Origin of the sequence: Paracoccus sp. TOH (assembly GCF_030388245.1) — a bacterium.
Taxonomy (GTDB): domain Bacteria; phylum Pseudomonadota; class Alphaproteobacteria; order Rhodobacterales; family Rhodobacteraceae; genus Paracoccus; species Paracoccus simplex.
On sequence record NZ_CP098360.1, the window covers coordinates 913,160 to 926,934 of the forward strand.

The following is a 13,775-nucleotide window of genomic DNA, read 5'->3' on the forward strand; positions in this document are numbered from 1 at the left end:
AGATGCCGCAGGACGCGCTTTCCATCCAGAATGTCAGCCACAGCTTCGGCCGCGTCGCCGCGCTGAAGGACGTGTCGCTGGCCGTGCCGCGCGGCGGCTTTACCGCGCTTCTGGGCGTGAACGGCGCCGGCAAGACCACGCTGTTTTCGCTGATCACCCGGCTTTACGACAACACCTCGGGCCGGATCGAGGTCGCCGGCCACGACCTGCGGCGCGAGCCGGGCGCGGCGCTGGCGCGGCTGGGGGTGGTGTTCCAGTCCCGGGCGCTGGATGCCGACCTGACCGTGGCGCAGAACCTGGACTATCACGCCGCGCTGCACGGCATTCCCCGGCGCGAGGCCCGGGCCCGCGCCGCCGAGGTGCTGGCTCAGGTCGGCCTGTCGGACCGGCTGGACGCGCGGGTCTCGGCGCTGTCGGGCGGCCAGAGCCGCCGGGCCGAGATCGCCCGCGCCCTGATCCACCGCCCCGAGATCCTGCTTCTGGACGAGCCGACCGTCGGCCTTGACGTGAAATCCCGCGCCGAGGTGGTGGCGCTGACCCGCGCGCTGACGCGCGGCGGGGTCTCGGCGCTTTGGGCCACGCATATCCTGGACGAGATCCGCCCCGAGGACGGGCTGGTGATCCTGCACAAGGGCCAGGTGCTGGCCAGCGGCCCTGCCGGCGCCATCGGCGGCGACGACCTGACCGCCGCTTTCCTGCGCCTGACCGGAGAGCAGGCATGAGCGCGCCTGATCCCACCGGGCCCCGCCTGACGCCGCGCATGTGGCTGACCGCCTTCCTGGGCATCGCCCGGCGCGAGACCCTGCGCTTCGTCAACCAGCGCGGCCGTTTCCTGGCGGCGCTGGTCCGGCCGCTGGTCTGGCTTTTCATCTTCGCCGCCGGGTTCCGGGCGGTGCTGGGCCTGTCGATCACGCCGCCCTACCAGACCTATGTGCTTTACGAGGTCTATGTGACCCCCGGCCTTTGCGCGATGATCCAGCTGTTCAACGGCATGCAGTCGTCGCTGTCGATGGTCTACGACCGCGAGACCGGGGCGATGCGCACCCTGCTGGTCAGCCCGTTTCCGCGCTGGTTCCTTTTGGCCAGCAAGCTGGTGGCGGGGGTGATCGTCTCGATCATCCAGGTCTATACCTTCCTGGCCATCGCCTGGTTCTGGGATGTCGAGCCGCCGCCCATCGGCTATCTGGCCGTGCTGCCGGCGCTGCTGCTTTCGGGGCTGATGCTGGGGGCGATGGGGCTGTTCCTGTCTTCGGCCATCCGGCAGCTGGAGAATTTCGCCGGGGTGATGAATTTCGTGATCTTCCCGATGTTCTTCGCCTCGACGGCGCTTTACCCGCTGTGGCGGATGAACGAAAGCTCGACGCTGCTGCACGACATCTGCGCGGCCAATCCCTTCACCCATGCGGTTGAGTTGATCCGATTTGCCCTTTACGGACGCTTCGATCTTCTGTCCTTTTCGGTGGTGTCGGGTTGCCTGATCCTGTTCTTTGCGGGGGCCGTATTCATGTATGATCCGGCCAAGGGGCTCTGGGCCCGGCGAAAGGGGGGAGCATGAGATACCTGGTTCTGGCGCTTTGCCTTGCCGTGACGGCGACGGCGACGGCGGCGCGGGCGGAAAGCGGCACCGATCCCGACTGGCCCTGCGTGCAGCGCAAGCAGCCGCATCTGTCGCTGGGCCAGATGTGGTCCGGGCCCGAGCCGGACGAGGCCGCGCGCGAACTGGCCCGCACGCCCGAGATCGCGGCGCTGGCCGACCGGCTGGAACAGCGCCGCCTGCCGCTGGCCGAGGCCGAGGCCGAGATCGCCGAATTCGCCAAGAGCGCCGACAACCGGCAGTTGACCGCGCTGATGGTGGCGATCTTCGACCGGATCGACCCGCATCGCGCCGCGCTGATCGCGGGGATCGCGCGCTATGGCAACAAGCAGGTGGATCTGGCAAAGCGCATCCAGGGTCACCGCGACAAGATGGAGACGATGCAGAAGGCCGAGAAGCCCGATTTCGATGCCATCGACGCCGAGGAACAGCAGCTCGACTGGGATACCCGCATTTTCCAGGACCGCCAGCAGGCGCTGACCTATGTCTGCGAGACGCCGGTGATCCTGGAGCAGCGGGTCTTTGCCCTGGCCCGCGCCATCGCCGCGGGGCTGCAATGACCCTGCCGCCCGCCGTGATCCTGGCCGGGGGGCTGTCCACCCGCATGGGCGGCGGCAACAAGGCGCTGCGGATGCTGGCGGGCGAGACCCTGCTGGCGCGGGTGATCGCGCGCATCGGCCCGCAATGCGGCGCGCTGGCGATCAACGCCAATGGCGACCCGGAACAGTTCGCCGCCTATGGCCTGCCGGTGATCGCAGACGGTTTCGCGGGCTTTGCCGGGCCGCTGGCCGGCGTGCTGGCCGGCATGGACTGGGCGGCGGCCGCGGGCGCCGAAAGCGTGGTCAGCGTCAGCGTCGACACGCCCTTCCTGCCCGAGGATCTGGTGCACCGGCTGCGCGAGGCCAGGGGCCGCAGCGGCCTTGCCATCGCCGCCAGCCCCGACGAAAGCGGGCGGCTGCGCGACCATCCGACCTGCGGGCTGTGGCCGGTGGCGCTGGCCGGCGCGTTGCGGGCGGCGCTGGAATCCGGCCTGCACCGCATCGGCCAGTTCGCCGCCGCCTATGATCCGGGCCGGGCGGTCTTCGACAGCCGGCCGGTGGACCCGTTCCTGAACCTGAACACGCCCGAGGATCTGGCCCGCGCCGCCCGGCTGGCCTAGACGCCGTAGCGGCGCAGCAGCCGGTGCAGGGCCATCGCGACCGCCCGGGCAAAGATCACCGTCATCACCGACAGCACCAGCAGCGCGGCGAAGACCAGGTCGGTCTTCATCCGGCCATTGGCATGGATCATCAGCGCGCCCAGGCCGCGGGCGCCGCCGACCCATTCGCCGATCACCGCGCCGATCGGCGCATAGACCGCCGCCAGCCGCAGCCCGGTGGCGAGGCCCGGCAGCGCTGCCGGGATGCGCAGGTGGCGCATGATGCGGATGCGGCCGGCGCCCATGATCCGGGCCAGGTCCAGCGCCGCCTGCGGCGTGCGCATCAACCCGTCCAGAAAGGCGCTGGCCACCGGGAAGAACACGATCAACACCGTCATGGCGATCTTGGGCGCCATGCCGAAGCCCAGCCACAGCGTCAGGATCGGCGCCAGGGCGAAGACCGGGATGGTCTGGCTGAAGGTCAGGATCGGCCGCAAGACGCCGGTCAGCTTCTGCGAAAACCCCATCGCCACCGCCAGGCCCGCGCCGAGGGCCGAGCCGAGCGCGAAGCCCAGCACCACCTCGGCCAGGGTGAAGCCGGCATGGCGGGCGATCTCGGCCCGGTTCAGCCACAGCGATTCCGCCACCGCGGCGGGCGAGGGCAGCAGAAAGGGCGGCATGTCCGCTAGCCAGATCACGCCCTGCCAAAGCGCCAGCACGGTCAGGATCAGCGCGGCAACGGTCCTCATGCCATCATCCCCCGCATCAGCTCGGCCTGCAGCGCCAGGACTTCGGGCGCGTCATAGGGGCGGGCGGCGGCTTGCGGGCGCGGTATCGGGACCGGCCATTCGCTCAGCCCCTGTTCGCGCAGCAGCAGGATGCGGTCGCCCAGCCGCGCCGCCTCGGCCGGGTCGTGGGTGACCAGCAGCACCGTGCGGCCTTCCAGCAGCCTTGCCGCCAGATCCTGCATCTGCGCCCGGGTGCGGGCGTCGAGCGCCGAGAACGGCTCGTCGAGCAGCACCAGCGGCCGGTCCTCGAACAGGGTGCGGGCCAGGGCGGCGCGCTGGCGCTGGCCGCCGGACAGGTTGGCGGGCAGGTGATGGGCGCGGTCGGCCAGGCCCACGGCCGCGATCAGCGCCGCGGCGCGGGCGGCGGGGTCGGCCGGGGGCTCCGTCCCGCGCCGCGGCGTCCCATCGACGGGGCTGCCGCGGCGTCCCCCGGGGTATTGCGGCAACGAAGACGCCCGCAACGTGCCGCGCAGCCGCGCGCCCAGGGTGACATTGCCGGTCACGTCCAGCCAGGGGATCAGGCCGGGATCCTGCGCCATCAGCGCCACGGGCTGGTCGCGCGTCACTTCGCCCTGGAAGCGGGCGCCGGTCTCCAGCCCGGCGATCAGCCGCAGGATGGTGGATTTTCCGACACCCGAAGGGCCCAGCAGGCAGGTCCAGCCCGCGCCGTCCAGCCGCAGGTCGACCGGGGCGAAAAGCGGCGCCCCGCCGACCCAGGCGCGGCCGCGGACCGAGGCCGCGGCGGCGGTCATGTGCCGCCCAGTTCCCAGAAGGCGACCTCGAGCCGGGTGGCGGTGGCGAAACGATCCGACAGCGCGGCCCAGCGGGGGCTTTCCTCGGGGGTCGCACCCAGCCGCTTGCGGATGGCGCTGTCCAGAAGCGCCCCGGCCGAGACGCAGGCGGCCTGGTATTCGGCACCGGCATAGGTGTCGATCCATTCGCGATAGGGCGTGTCCGGCGCCGCCTCGGCCGCCAGCCGCAGCCCGATCTCGCCATAGCCCAGCACGCAGGGCATCAGCGCCGCCAGCAGGTCGAGGAAATCGCCGGAATAGCCGGATTCGAGCACATAGCGGGTATAGGCGATGTTGGTGATCGCCTCTTGCGCATTGGCCAGCACCTCGGGGCCCATGCCGGCGCGGGCGCAGGTCTGCACATGCAGGCCCATCTCGTGATCCAGAAGCGTGTGGACGGTGGCGGAACAGGCCCGCATCTCGTCGAGATCGCCGGCCTTGACCACCGCGAGCGCCCAGGCGCGCGAGAAGTTCTGCAGGAACAGGTAATCCTGCACCAGATAGGTCAGGAAGCCGGATTGCGGCAGCGTACCGTCGCGCAGACCCTCGACGAAGGCGTGGCGGGTATAGGCGTCCCAGTCGGGCTGGGCCGCCGCCCGCCAAACCGCGAAGGCGTGGCCATAGTCGCTCATTCCGCCGCTCCCATGTCCGCCGCTCCCATGTCCGCCGCTCCCACGTCCAGCGCCAGATCCGAGACCGGCAGCACGCTGTCGATCAGCCCGGCGTCATGCAGGAATTGCTCGAACCGGGCATAGCGGCCCTGGTCGAGCGCCGCCGGCGATTGCGAGAAGCGCGGCAGGGTCTCCTTCCAGGCCTCGGCGTTCAGCTCGTCCTTCAGGTCGGGCGCGGTGGCCGAGAACAGCGCCCAGGATTCCTCGGGATGGTTGACCATGTATTGCGCGCCGCGTTCGACCGCATGCAGCAGCCGGCGGGTGCGGTCCAGGTCCAGATTGGCCGGGTTGGCGATGAAGATGAGCTCGTCATAGGTCGGCACGCCCTGTTCCTCGACGAAGAAGCATTTGCCCTCGGCCCCTTCCAGCCGCATCTGCGTCAGCTCGAAATTGCGATAGGCGCCGATGGTGGCATCGACCTGGCCGGCGATCAGTGCCGGCGAAAGCGACCAGTTCACGTTGATCATCTCGACATCGTCCATGGTCAGGCCGGCGGTCCCGAGGATCTGGCCGACCAGCGCCTCTTCGACGCCCGAGACGGAATAGCCGATCTTCTTGCCCTTGAGGTCGGCGATCTCTTGCACCGGGCCGTCGGCCTTGACCATCAGGCAGTTCAGCGGCGTCGCGACCAGCGTGCCGACGCGCTTCAGCGGCAGGCCCTCATGCACCTGCAGATGCAGTTGCGGCTGGTAGCTGATGGCGTAATCGGCCTTGCCGGCGGCGACCAGTTTCGGCGGGTCCGAGGGATCGGCGGGGGCGACGACCTCGACCTCCAGCCCCTCGTCCTTGAAGAAGCCCTTTTCCTGGGCGACGATGATCGGGGCATGGTCGGGGTTCACGAACCAGTCCAGGATCAGCGTGACCTTGTCCTGGGCCAGGGCGGGCTGGGCCAGCAGGGCGAAGGCGGCGGCAAGGGTCAGATGTTTCATCGGTCGTCGTCTCCAAGGGCTAGAAGGGTGATCTCGCCGTCCCAGCGGCGGGAAAGCGCGTCGGCGGCACGCCAGGAGCGCAGGCCGGAACGGCAGGCCAGCACCACGCGCTGGCCGGGTTCGGGCAGGGGGCCGGTGGCGCCGTAGCCGGGGATGCGCAGCGCCTGCGGCGTGGCCTTGCGCGGCGCCTCGTCCTCGGGGCGCAGGTCGATGACCAGATCGGCCGCGCCGATCTCGTCGCGGGCGATGAAGCGCGGGCCGGTCGCCTCGGGCGCGGCGTCGAAGCGGAACTGGGTGAAGCGGCCATTGTCGAAGCGGATGAACTCGCCCAGCGGCGAGGGGGTGGTGCCCAGAAGCAGCCGCAGCGCCATCTGCGCCTGGATGCAACCGAGCATCCCCACCACCGGGCCCAGCACGCCGGCGGTGGCGCAGGTCTGGCCGCTGTCGGGCGGGTCGGGGAACAGCGCGCGCAGGCTGGGGGCGCCCCCGCGCCGCCTGTCACCGCAGAAGCCGCCGACATAGCCCGCAAGCCCCAGCGCCGAGGCCGAGACCAGCGGCTTGCCCGCCGCCAGGCAGGCATCCGAAAGCGTATAGCTGGCGGCGTAGCTGTCGGCGCAATCCAGAACCACATCCGCCGCCGCCGCCAGCGCCGGCGCGTTCAGGGGGGTCAGGCGGTCGGCCAGCGCCTCGATCTCCACCGCAGGGTTCAGCCGGGCCACGGCCTGCGCGGCGGCGCGGACCTTGGGCAGGCCGACATCCTTCATGCGGTAAAGCGGCTGGCGGTGCAGGTTGGTTTCCTCGACCGTGTCGGGATCGACCAGGGTGATGCGGCCGATGCCGCTGCCTGCCAGGTATTGCAGCACCGGCACGCCCAGCCCACCGGCGCCGACGATCAGCGCATGGGCGGCACCGATGCGTTCCTGCCCCTCGGCGCCGATCTCGGGCAGGACCATCTGCCGGACATAGCGGTTCATGCCACCACCCGCAGCCATTCGCGAATCCGGCCCTCGGGGTCGGGGTTGAGCGTGATGTCGGTCACCGCCGAGGCCAGATCGGCGCCGGCGGCGAAGGCTTCGCGGGCGCGCTCGGGGGTGACGCCGCCGATGGCGACCAGGGGCGTCGCGCCGACCAGCTTGCGCCATTCGCGCACCCGGTCCAGCCCCTGCTGTTCCCATTTCATCTTCTTCAGGATCGTCGGCCAGACCGGCCCCAGCGCGATGTAATCCGGCTTCAGCGCCAGCGCCCGGTCCAGCTCGGCATGGTCGTGGGTCGAGACGCCCAGCCGCAGCCCCGCCCGGCGGATCGCCGGCAGGTCGGCCGTGTCCAGATCCTCCTGCCCCAGATGGATGAAGTCGCAGCCCAGGTCGATGGCGGCCTGCCAGTGGTCGTTGACGACCAGCGTGGCGCCGTGTTCGCGGCACAGTTCCTGGCACAGCGCCAGCTCGCCCAGAAGCCGGGCCGGCGGCTGATCCTTGATGCGGATCTGCACCAGCTTCACGCCCAGCGGCAGGGCGCGGTGCAGCCAGTCGCTGCTGTCGAAGATCGGGTAAAAGCGCGGCAATCTCATCCCAGCACCGCCATGCCGAAAAGGGGGGTCGAGGGCGCGGCCATGTCGCGGGCCTCGATCGGGTTGGCGCCATGCGCCAGTTGCCCGGCCTCGATCGCCAGGGCCATGGCCCGGGCCATCGCCACCGGATCGCCGGCCTTGGCGACGGCGGTGTTCAGCAGCACCGCGTCATAGCCCAGCTCCATCGCCTGCGCCGCGTGGCTGGGCAGGCCGATGCCGGCATCCACCACCAGCGGCACATCGGGGAAATGCGCCCTGAGGCTGCGGAGGCCATAGGGGTTGTTCAGCCCCCGGCCCGAGCCGATGGGCGCGCCCCAGGGCATCAGCACCGCGCAGCCCGCATCCAGCAGCCGGCCGCAGACCGACAGGTCCTCGGTGCAATAGGGAAAGACCTGGAAGCCGTCTTCGGACAGCAGCCGCGCCGCCTCGACCAGCGCCATCACGTCGGGACAGAGCGTGTCGTCGTCGCGGATGACTTCCAGCTTGATCCAGGGCGTCCCGAACAGCTCGCGCGCCATCTGCGCGGTCGTCACCGCCTCGCGCACCGAATGGCAGCCGGCGGTATTGGGCAGGACGGGGATGCCCAGCTCCTTGATCAGCCGGTGGAAATCCTGCCCGGCGCCGCCTTCGCGCCGCAGGCTGACCGTGGCGATGCCGGCGCCCGAGGCGCGGAACGCTTGCGCCATGATGGCGGGCGACGGGTATTGCGCCGTGCCCAGCATCAGCGGGCTTGCGACTTCGGTTCCGTAAAAGACCGGCATTTCAGCCCCCCTGCATCGGCGCCACGACTTCCAGCGCGTCGCCATCCTTCAGCGTGGTTGCGGGCCGGGCGGCGGCGGGCAGGAAGGCGCCGTTCAGCGCCGTCGCCACCTTGGCCGCGCCCAGACCGATCTCGGCCAGCGCGTCCTGCACGGTCGGGCCGGTCAGGTCGCGCGCCGCTCCGTTAAGGGTGATCTTCATCCATGAACTCCGGTTTCCGGCCCTCGATAAGGTAGTCGGCGGCCATGCGGGCCACGGCGGGGGCCAGAAGATAGCCGTGGCGGTAAAGGCCGTTTGCGTAAAGCGTGTCGCCGCGCCGGCGCAGGCGGGGCAGGTTGTCGGGAAAGGCCGGTCGCGCATCCGAGCCGAGCTCCAGGATCTCGGCCTCGGCAAAGCCGGGATGCAGGGCATAGGCGGCAGAGAGCATCTCGACCGCCGAGCGGGCGGTGACGCGATACTTGCCGCCCGTCTCCAGCATGGTGGCGCCGATCATGTAGACGCCATCCCCTCGCGGAACAAGATATAGGGGGATGCGCGGATGCAGCAGGCGGATGGTGCGGGTCAGCGTCACCTCGGGGCAGCGGATCACCAGCATCTCGCCGCGCACGCCGCGCAGGTCGGGAAGCTGGTCGCGGGCGGCCAGGCCGCGGGCATCGACCACCATGCCGGCGGGCGTGCCCTCGGTTTCGATGCGGATGCCCTGCGCCTCGAGCCGGTCGCGCAGGGCCAGCAGCGCGGCGCGCGGGTTCAGATGCGCCTCGGTGGCGAAATGCAGCCCGCGCGGGAAGCGGCCGGCCAGTTCCGGCTCGAGCGTCGCGATGTCGTCGCCGCTCACCGGCCGATGCGTCTGGGTCAGGCGGGCGAAGCGGTCGAGTTCCGCCCGATCGCGCGACGGCGCCAGCACCAGCGTGCCGCGGCGGATGACCTCGGCGCCCTGCGCCTGCCACCAATCGGCGGCGTCGAGGCCGAGCCGCAGCACCACCGGTTCGGCGCTTTCGGCCTCGCAATAGGGCGCCAGCATGCCGCCGGCGCGCCAGCTGCAGGCCTGCGAGCCGGGTTTGCCGGCCGGGTCGATGATCCGGGGCAGGGTGCCGCGCGCCGCCAGTTCGGTGGCGATACACAGCCCCATCACCCCGGCGCCCAGAATGGTGATCGCAGTCATGTCCGTCTCCAGAGCGCGTGGAAATGATGCACCGGGCCATGGCCCAGCCCCACCGACAGCTCATCGGCGGCGGCGATGGCGCCTTGCAGCCAGCCATGAGCGCGGGTCACGGCATCGGGCACCGTCATGCCCTGCGCCAGCCCCGCCGCGATGGCCGAGGACAGCGAGCAGCCGGTGCCGTGGGTGTTGTGGGTCTGCTGGCGCGGCGCGGTCAGGACCAGCGGCTGCGGCCCGACCAGCAGGTCGGTGCAGGTATCCTCGGTCGCGTGGCCGCCCTTCATCAGCACATGGGCCGCACCGAGGGCGCGGAGCGCCTCGCCCTGCCGGCGCATCGCTTCGGGCGTCGCGGCGGGATCGCGCCCCAGAAGCTGCGCCGCCTCGGGCAGGTTCGGGGTCAGCACCGTCGCCAGCGGGATCAGCTGCTCGCGCAGCGCCGCGACCGCTGCCTCGGCCAAGAGCGCGTCGCCGGATTTCGCCACCATCACCGGGTCCAGCACCACCGGCACCGGGTTGTCGGCCAGCAGCGCCGCCAGCCGGTCGGCGACGACTGTGATCACATCCGCGCCGCCGACCATGCCGATCTTGACGGCGCGCACCTCGAGATCGCCGAAAACCGCGTCGATCTGCGCCGCGACCATGGCGGGGCTGACCGCCTCGACCGCCGCGACGGTGCGGGTGTTCTGCGCGGTGATCGCTGTGATCACAGAGGCGCCATAGACGCCGAGGGCCGAGAAGCTTTTCAGGTCGGCCTGGATTCCGGCGCCGCCGCCGCTGTCCGAGCCGGCGATGGTCAGCGCGATGGGATAGGGCTGCAATCCCGACATGGCCCGCCTTTCATGCGCCGGGCTGCCGGGCGTCGGGAAAGGGGACGGGTGGCGGCCGATGCACGGGTTCTGCCGCGACACTCTACCCTTCCCTCCGCCGGCATGACCCGGATCAGGTTCGATGGGTCGGTGCCCGGCACCTCTCAGCCCCGTCGCGGGACTCCCCAAGTGTATAAGTCGTGCGCGGGACACTAGGCCTTGGCCGCCGGCTTTGCAAGGGCCGGTTCCGGTCGGCCGGTTCCAGTCGGCGGGTCAGTCGCGGCCGAACAGGTCGCGGGTGTAAACCTTGTCCCGCACGTCGGCCAGCTCGGGCGACTGGCGGTTGGCGATGATCAGGTCGGCCCGGGCCTTGAAGGCGTCCAGGTCGCGCACCACCGGGCTGTTGAAGAAATCCTCGCCGGTCAGCACGGGTTCGTAGACGATGCAGGGGATGCCCCTGGCCTTGATCCGCTTCATGATGCCCTGGATCGAGCTGTCGCGGTAATTGTCGGAACCCGCCTTCATCACCAGCCGATAGACGCCGACCAGCCGGGGCTTGCGGGCGATGATCTGCTCGGCGATGAAATCCTTGCGGGTGCGGTTGCTGTCCACCACCGCCGCGATCAGGCTTTGCGGCACCTGGTCGTAATTGGCCAGCAATTGCTTGGTGTCCTTGGGCAGGCAGTAGCCGCCATAGCCGAAGCTGGGATTGTTGTAATGGTCGCCGATGCGCGGGTCGAGGCCGACGCCCTCGATGATCTCGCGCGGGTCGAGACCGCGCGCCACGGCATAGCTGTCCAGCTCGTTGAAATAGGCGACGCGCATGGCAAGGTAGGTGTTCGAGAACAGCTTGATCGCCTCGGCTTCGGTCGAGCCGGTGAACAGCACCGGCATGTCCTTGCGGATCGCGCCCTCGGCCAGCAGCTCGGCCAGCCGCTGCGCCGCCGGGCCGTGGTCGCCGACCACGATGCGCGAGGGATGCAGGTTGTCGTAAAGCGCCCGCCCCTCGCGCAGGAATTCGGGCGAGAACAGGATGCCCGCATGGCCGGTCTCGTCCCGCATGCGCTGGGTGAAGCCCACCGGCACGGTGGACTTGACGACGATGGTGGCTTGCGGCGCGTGGCGGCGGGCCAGTGCGATCACGCTTTCGACGCTGGAAGTGTCGAAGCGGTTCGAGCGCGAATCGTAATTCGTCGGCGTGGCGATGATGACGAATTCCGCCCCCGCCAGCGCCTCGGCCGCGTCGTCGGTCGCGCGCAGCTTCAGCGGTTTCCCGGCCAGCCAGGCCGAGATGTCGGCATCCTCGATGGGCGAGCGGCCCCCGTTCACCTGGGCCACCCGGGCGGCGTCCACATCCAGCGCCATGACCTGGTGGTGCTGCGCCAGCAGCACGGCGACCGACATGCCCACATAGCCCAGCCCGGCAACCGCAATCGTCATCTGTTCCGCCTTCCTGCGTTTCGGACCGGCTTAGCACGGGTTACGGCCCTGCAGAAGCGGGTGCGTGCCCGGCCGGCAGATCGGCGCCTTTGTCATGGATCGTGCGGCCTTTCCCGATTAGATGGCGGCAGCAGAGCCGAAGGCGAGGAAAGGCAAGCGATGAAACATGTGATCTTCGACCTGGGCGGGGTGCTGATCGACTGGGATCCGGCCCTGGCCTTTGCCGATGTCTTCACCGACCGGGCGGCGGCCGAGACCTGGATGGAGCGCATCGGCTTCCCGGCCTGGAACCGGCTGCAGGATGGCGGGCGCAGTTTTGCCGCGGGGCTGGCCGCCGCCCGCGCCGAACATGGCGACGCGGCACGGCATCTCGAAGGCTATCTGGCGGGATTCCCCCTGACCATCGAGAAGACCATCCCGGGCAGCTGGGAGATCGCCGAGGCGTTGCTGGCGCGCAATGTCGCGCTTTACGCCATCACCAACTGGGCGGCCGAAACCTGGCCCCATGCGCTGGAGCTGCATCCGCGCCTAGGCAGCCTTTTCGCCGATATCGTGGTGTCGGGGCAGGTCGGCGCCCTGAAGCCAGCGCCGGCGATCTTTCGGTTGCTGATGGACCGAAACGGGCTGCTGCCGGCGGACTGCATCTTTGTCGATGACAGCCCCGCCAATGTCGAGGGCGCCCGGGCGCTGGGCATGGACGGCATCCATTTCACCGACGCCGAGGCGCTGGGCGCCGAACTGGCCCGACGCGGGCTGTTCTAGGCGCCGCGGCCGCTGTCAGCGAACTGTAAGCCAGGGGCCTATAAGTCGCCGGGACCGCGCTGTCCCGGCAGCCGCGGCCTGCCTGCGGGCGGAAAAGACGACCAACTGAGGGAAACCCCGCGTGACGCTTGTCATAACCCTGTCCTCGATCCCGTCTCGCTTCGCCGAGCTGGGGCCCACCCTGCGCTCGGTGCTGAACCAGCAGGTGCCGCCCGACCAGGTGCGGCTGTACATTCCCCGGCGCTATCGCCGCTTTCCGGACTGGGACGGCGCCTTGCCCGAGGTGCCGCGCGGCGTCAGCATCCACCGCACCGACGAGGATTTCGGCCCGGCCACCAAGATCCTGCCGGCGGTGCGCGATTTCGCCGGCCAGGATTGCGAGCTGCTGCTTTGCGATGACGACCGCATCTATGACCGCGGCTGGACCGCACGCTTCCTGGCCGCGCGGCGCGCGCATCCCGATTGCGTCATCGCCGAGGCGGGCGGCTTCGTTCCCGGCCATGAAGGCACGGTCCAGCCCCGCGCCCTGCCGCGCCGCAAGGGTTGGGGATACCGGCTGCTGCGGCTGGCGACGCTGGGCCTGCACAAGCCCGCGCCCTGGCTGGGCTCGGGTCATGTCGATATCTTCAAGGGCTATGGCGGCGCCATGCTGCGCCCGGCATTCATGCCCGACAGCGCCTTCGACATTCCCGAGTTGCTGTGGACCGTCGACGATCCCTGGCTGTCGGGCAACCTGGCGCTGAACGGGGTCAGGATCTGGCTGAACGCCGAGGGCATCACCCCCGGCGAGCGCCGGGTGGCCCGTTGCGACGCGCTGCTGCATTTTTCCTGGCAGGGCAAGGGCCGCGGCCCGGCCAATGGCGCCTGCTACGACTGGTTCCGCCAGAATCGCGGCATCTGGGGGCCGGCGGGCGCCGCCCCCTAGCCGACCAGCTTGGCGACGTGGCGCAGCGCCAGCAGGTAGCCGTGGCTGCCGAAGCCGGCGATCACCCCCTCGGCGCGCAGGCTGACATAGGAATGGTGCCGGAAGCTTTCGCGCTTGTGGACGTTCGAGATATGCACCTCGATCACCGGCCCGTCGAAGGTGTTCAGCGCGTCGAGGATCGCGACCGAAGTATGGGTGAAGGCGGCCGGGTTGATGACGATGGCCTGGGCCTTCAGCCGCGCCTGGTGGATCAGGTCGATGATGGCCCCTTCGTGGTTCGACTGGTGGAAGGCGATGTCGAGCCCCAGCTCGGCCCCCAGCGCCTTGCAGTCGCGCTCCACGTCGGCCAGCGTGGTGCTGCCGTAGATCTCGGGCTGGCGCTGGCCCAAGAGGTTCAGGTTCGGGCCGTTCAGGACAAAGACGGTGGGCATGGCATTCTCCGCAAG

General features: G+C 70.0%; 18 protein-coding genes and 1 riboswitch. Of the genes, 6 read left to right on the plus strand and 12 right to left on the minus strand.

Annotated features, from left to right (window positions below):
• Window positions 1-2: 2 nt before the first annotated feature.
• Genes NBE95_RS04460 through mobA form a run of 4 tightly spaced genes read left to right on the plus strand, consistent with a single transcriptional unit; the run spans window position 3 to window position 2,753 of the window.
• Window positions 3-722: an ABC transporter ATP-binding protein gene (locus NBE95_RS04460; protein WP_289894666.1), complete on the plus strand. Its 720-nt coding sequence runs from the start codon at window positions 3-5 to the stop codon at window positions 720-722.
• Window positions 719-1,555: an ABC transporter permease gene (locus NBE95_RS04465; RefSeq protein ID WP_289894667.1), complete on the plus strand. Its 837-nt coding sequence runs from the start codon at window positions 719-721 to the stop codon at window positions 1,553-1,555. Before NBE95_RS04460 ends, NBE95_RS04465 begins: the two co-directional genes overlap by 4 nt.
• Complete coding sequence (locus NBE95_RS04470) at window positions 1,552-2,154, plus strand: hypothetical protein (protein WP_289894668.1); 603 nt, start codon at window positions 1,552-1,554, stop codon at window positions 2,152-2,154. The genes NBE95_RS04465 and NBE95_RS04470 overlap by 4 nt, the downstream gene beginning before the upstream one ends.
• On the plus strand, window positions 2,151-2,753 hold the full coding sequence (gene mobA / locus NBE95_RS04475; protein WP_289894669.1) for a molybdenum cofactor guanylyltransferase MobA: 603 nt from the start codon (window positions 2,151-2,153) through the stop codon (window positions 2,751-2,753). The genes NBE95_RS04470 and mobA overlap by 4 nt, the downstream gene beginning before the upstream one ends.
• Here the strand turns inward: mobA and NBE95_RS04480 are convergent.
• From NBE95_RS04480 to NBE95_RS04530, 11 genes are all read right to left on the minus strand, one after another.
• The gene (locus tag NBE95_RS04480) at window positions 2,750-3,481 is read right to left on the minus strand and encodes an ABC transporter permease (RefSeq protein ID WP_289894670.1); all 732 of its coding nucleotides are present in this window, start codon (window positions 3,479-3,481) and stop codon (window positions 2,750-2,752) included. The two genes, mobA and NBE95_RS04480, sit on opposite strands and share 4 nt — an antisense overlap.
• The gene (locus NBE95_RS04485) at window positions 3,478-4,272 is read right to left on the minus strand and encodes an ATP-binding cassette domain-containing protein (protein WP_289894671.1); all 795 of its coding nucleotides are present in this window, start codon (window positions 4,270-4,272) and stop codon (window positions 3,478-3,480) included. The genes NBE95_RS04480 and NBE95_RS04485 overlap by 4 nt, the downstream gene beginning before the upstream one ends.
• Window positions 4,269-4,943 (minus strand): TenA family protein, encoded by a 675-nt coding sequence (locus NBE95_RS04490; protein WP_289894672.1) that lies wholly within the window; start codon window positions 4,941-4,943, stop codon window positions 4,269-4,271. The genes NBE95_RS04485 and NBE95_RS04490 overlap by 4 nt, the downstream gene beginning before the upstream one ends.
• The gene (locus NBE95_RS04495; protein WP_289894673.1) at window positions 4,940-5,911 is read right to left on the minus strand and encodes an ABC transporter substrate-binding protein; all 972 of its coding nucleotides are present in this window, start codon (window positions 5,909-5,911) and stop codon (window positions 4,940-4,942) included. Before NBE95_RS04495 ends, NBE95_RS04490 begins: the two co-directional genes overlap by 4 nt.
• Complete coding sequence (locus tag NBE95_RS04500; protein WP_289894674.1) at window positions 5,908-6,885, minus strand: HesA/MoeB/ThiF family protein; 978 nt, start codon at window positions 6,883-6,885, stop codon at window positions 5,908-5,910. The genes NBE95_RS04495 and NBE95_RS04500 overlap by 4 nt, the downstream gene beginning before the upstream one ends.
• Window positions 6,882-7,478 (minus strand): thiamine phosphate synthase, encoded by a 597-nt coding sequence (locus NBE95_RS04505; protein ID WP_289894675.1) that lies wholly within the window; start codon window positions 7,476-7,478, stop codon window positions 6,882-6,884. The genes NBE95_RS04500 and NBE95_RS04505 overlap by 4 nt, the downstream gene beginning before the upstream one ends.
• Window positions 7,475-8,239 carry a thiazole synthase gene (locus NBE95_RS04510; protein ID WP_289894676.1) on the minus strand — a complete coding sequence of 255 codons (765 nt, stop codon included), beginning with the start codon at window positions 8,237-8,239 and terminating at the stop codon, window positions 7,475-7,477. The genes NBE95_RS04505 and NBE95_RS04510 overlap by 4 nt, the downstream gene beginning before the upstream one ends.
• 1 nt (window position 8,240) lies before the next feature.
• On the minus strand, window positions 8,241-8,438 hold the full coding sequence (thiS, locus tag NBE95_RS04515; protein ID WP_024842860.1) for a sulfur carrier protein ThiS: 198 nt from the start codon (window positions 8,436-8,438) through the stop codon (window positions 8,241-8,243).
• On the minus strand, window positions 8,422-9,399 hold the full coding sequence (locus tag NBE95_RS04520; RefSeq protein ID WP_289894677.1) for an FAD-dependent oxidoreductase: 978 nt from the start codon (window positions 9,397-9,399) through the stop codon (window positions 8,422-8,424). The genes thiS and NBE95_RS04520 overlap by 17 nt, the downstream gene beginning before the upstream one ends.
• A complete protein-coding gene (gene thiD / locus NBE95_RS04525; RefSeq protein WP_289894678.1) occupies window positions 9,396-10,223 on the minus strand; it encodes a bifunctional hydroxymethylpyrimidine kinase/phosphomethylpyrimidine kinase in 828 nt (275 codons plus the stop codon). The genes NBE95_RS04520 and thiD overlap by 4 nt, the downstream gene beginning before the upstream one ends.
• 72 nt (window positions 10,224-10,295) lie before the next feature.
• Window positions 10,296-10,400, minus strand: a riboswitch (TPP riboswitch).
• Between the two features lie 75 nt (window positions 10,401-10,475).
• Window positions 10,476-11,642, minus strand: coding sequence for a nucleotide sugar dehydrogenase (locus NBE95_RS04530; protein ID WP_289894679.1), 1,167 nt, complete (start codon window positions 11,640-11,642; stop codon window positions 10,476-10,478).
• A gap of 159 nt (window positions 11,643-11,801) precedes the next feature.
• Between NBE95_RS04530 and NBE95_RS04535 the strand changes: the two genes are divergently transcribed.
• Both NBE95_RS04535 and NBE95_RS04540 read left to right on the plus strand, forming a co-directional pair.
• Window positions 11,802-12,404, plus strand: coding sequence for an HAD family phosphatase (locus NBE95_RS04535; RefSeq protein ID WP_289894680.1), 603 nt, complete (start codon window positions 11,802-11,804; stop codon window positions 12,402-12,404).
• A 121-nt stretch (window positions 12,405-12,525) separates the two neighbouring features.
• A complete protein-coding gene (locus NBE95_RS04540; protein ID WP_289894681.1) occupies window positions 12,526-13,329 on the plus strand; it encodes a glycosyltransferase family 2 protein in 804 nt (267 codons plus the stop codon).
• Here the strand turns inward: NBE95_RS04540 and aroQ are convergent.
• A complete protein-coding gene (aroQ, locus tag NBE95_RS04545; RefSeq protein ID WP_289894682.1) occupies window positions 13,326-13,760 on the minus strand; it encodes a type II 3-dehydroquinate dehydratase in 435 nt (144 codons plus the stop codon). The genes NBE95_RS04540 and aroQ overlap by 4 nt on opposite strands.
• Between the last annotated feature and the right edge of the window lie 15 nt (window positions 13,761-13,775).

Coding starts and splice junctions, on each gene's coding strand:
- mobA (WP_289894669.1), top strand. CDS start 2,151: ATGACCCTGCCGCCCGCCGTGATCCTGGCCGGGGGGCTGTCCACCCGC.
- thiD (WP_289894678.1), bottom strand. CDS start 10,223: ATGTCGGGATTGCAGCCCTATCCCATCGCGCTGACCATCGCCGGCTCG.
- aroQ (WP_289894682.1), bottom strand. CDS start 13,760: ATGCCCACCGTCTTTGTCCTGAACGGCCCGAACCTGAACCTCTTGGGC.
- NBE95_RS04470 (WP_289894668.1), top strand. CDS start 1,552: ATGAGATACCTGGTTCTGGCGCTTTGCCTTGCCGTGACGGCGACGGCG.
- NBE95_RS04530 (WP_289894679.1), bottom strand. CDS start 11,642: ATGACGATTGCGGTTGCCGGGCTGGGCTATGTGGGCATGTCGGTCGCC.
- NBE95_RS04495 (WP_289894673.1), bottom strand. CDS start 5,911: ATGAAACATCTGACCCTTGCCGCCGCCTTCGCCCTGCTGGCCCAGCCC.
- NBE95_RS04505 (WP_289894675.1), bottom strand. CDS start 7,478: ATGAGATTGCCGCGCTTTTACCCGATCTTCGACAGCAGCGACTGGCTG.
- NBE95_RS04485 (WP_289894671.1), bottom strand. CDS start 4,272: ATGACCGCCGCCGCGGCCTCGGTCCGCGGCCGCGCCTGGGTCGGCGGG.
- NBE95_RS04500 (WP_289894674.1), bottom strand. CDS start 6,885: ATGAACCGCTATGTCCGGCAGATGGTCCTGCCCGAGATCGGCGCCGAG.
- NBE95_RS04465 (WP_289894667.1), top strand. CDS start 719: ATGAGCGCGCCTGATCCCACCGGGCCCCGCCTGACGCCGCGCATGTGG.
- NBE95_RS04510 (WP_289894676.1), bottom strand. CDS start 8,239: ATGCCGGTCTTTTACGGAACCGAAGTCGCAAGCCCGCTGATGCTGGGC.
- NBE95_RS04480 (WP_289894670.1), bottom strand. CDS start 3,481: ATGAGGACCGTTGCCGCGCTGATCCTGACCGTGCTGGCGCTTTGGCAG.
- NBE95_RS04535 (WP_289894680.1), top strand. CDS start 11,802: ATGAAACATGTGATCTTCGACCTGGGCGGGGTGCTGATCGACTGGGAT.
- NBE95_RS04460 (WP_289894666.1), top strand. CDS start 3: ATGCCGCAGGACGCGCTTTCCATCCAGAATGTCAGCCACAGCTTCGGC.
- NBE95_RS04520 (WP_289894677.1), bottom strand. CDS start 9,399: ATGACTGCGATCACCATTCTGGGCGCCGGGGTGATGGGGCTGTGTATC.
- NBE95_RS04490 (WP_289894672.1), bottom strand. CDS start 4,943: ATGAGCGACTATGGCCACGCCTTCGCGGTTTGGCGGGCGGCGGCCCAG.
- thiS (WP_024842860.1), bottom strand. CDS start 8,438: ATGAAGATCACCCTTAACGGAGCGGCGCGCGACCTGACCGGCCCGACC.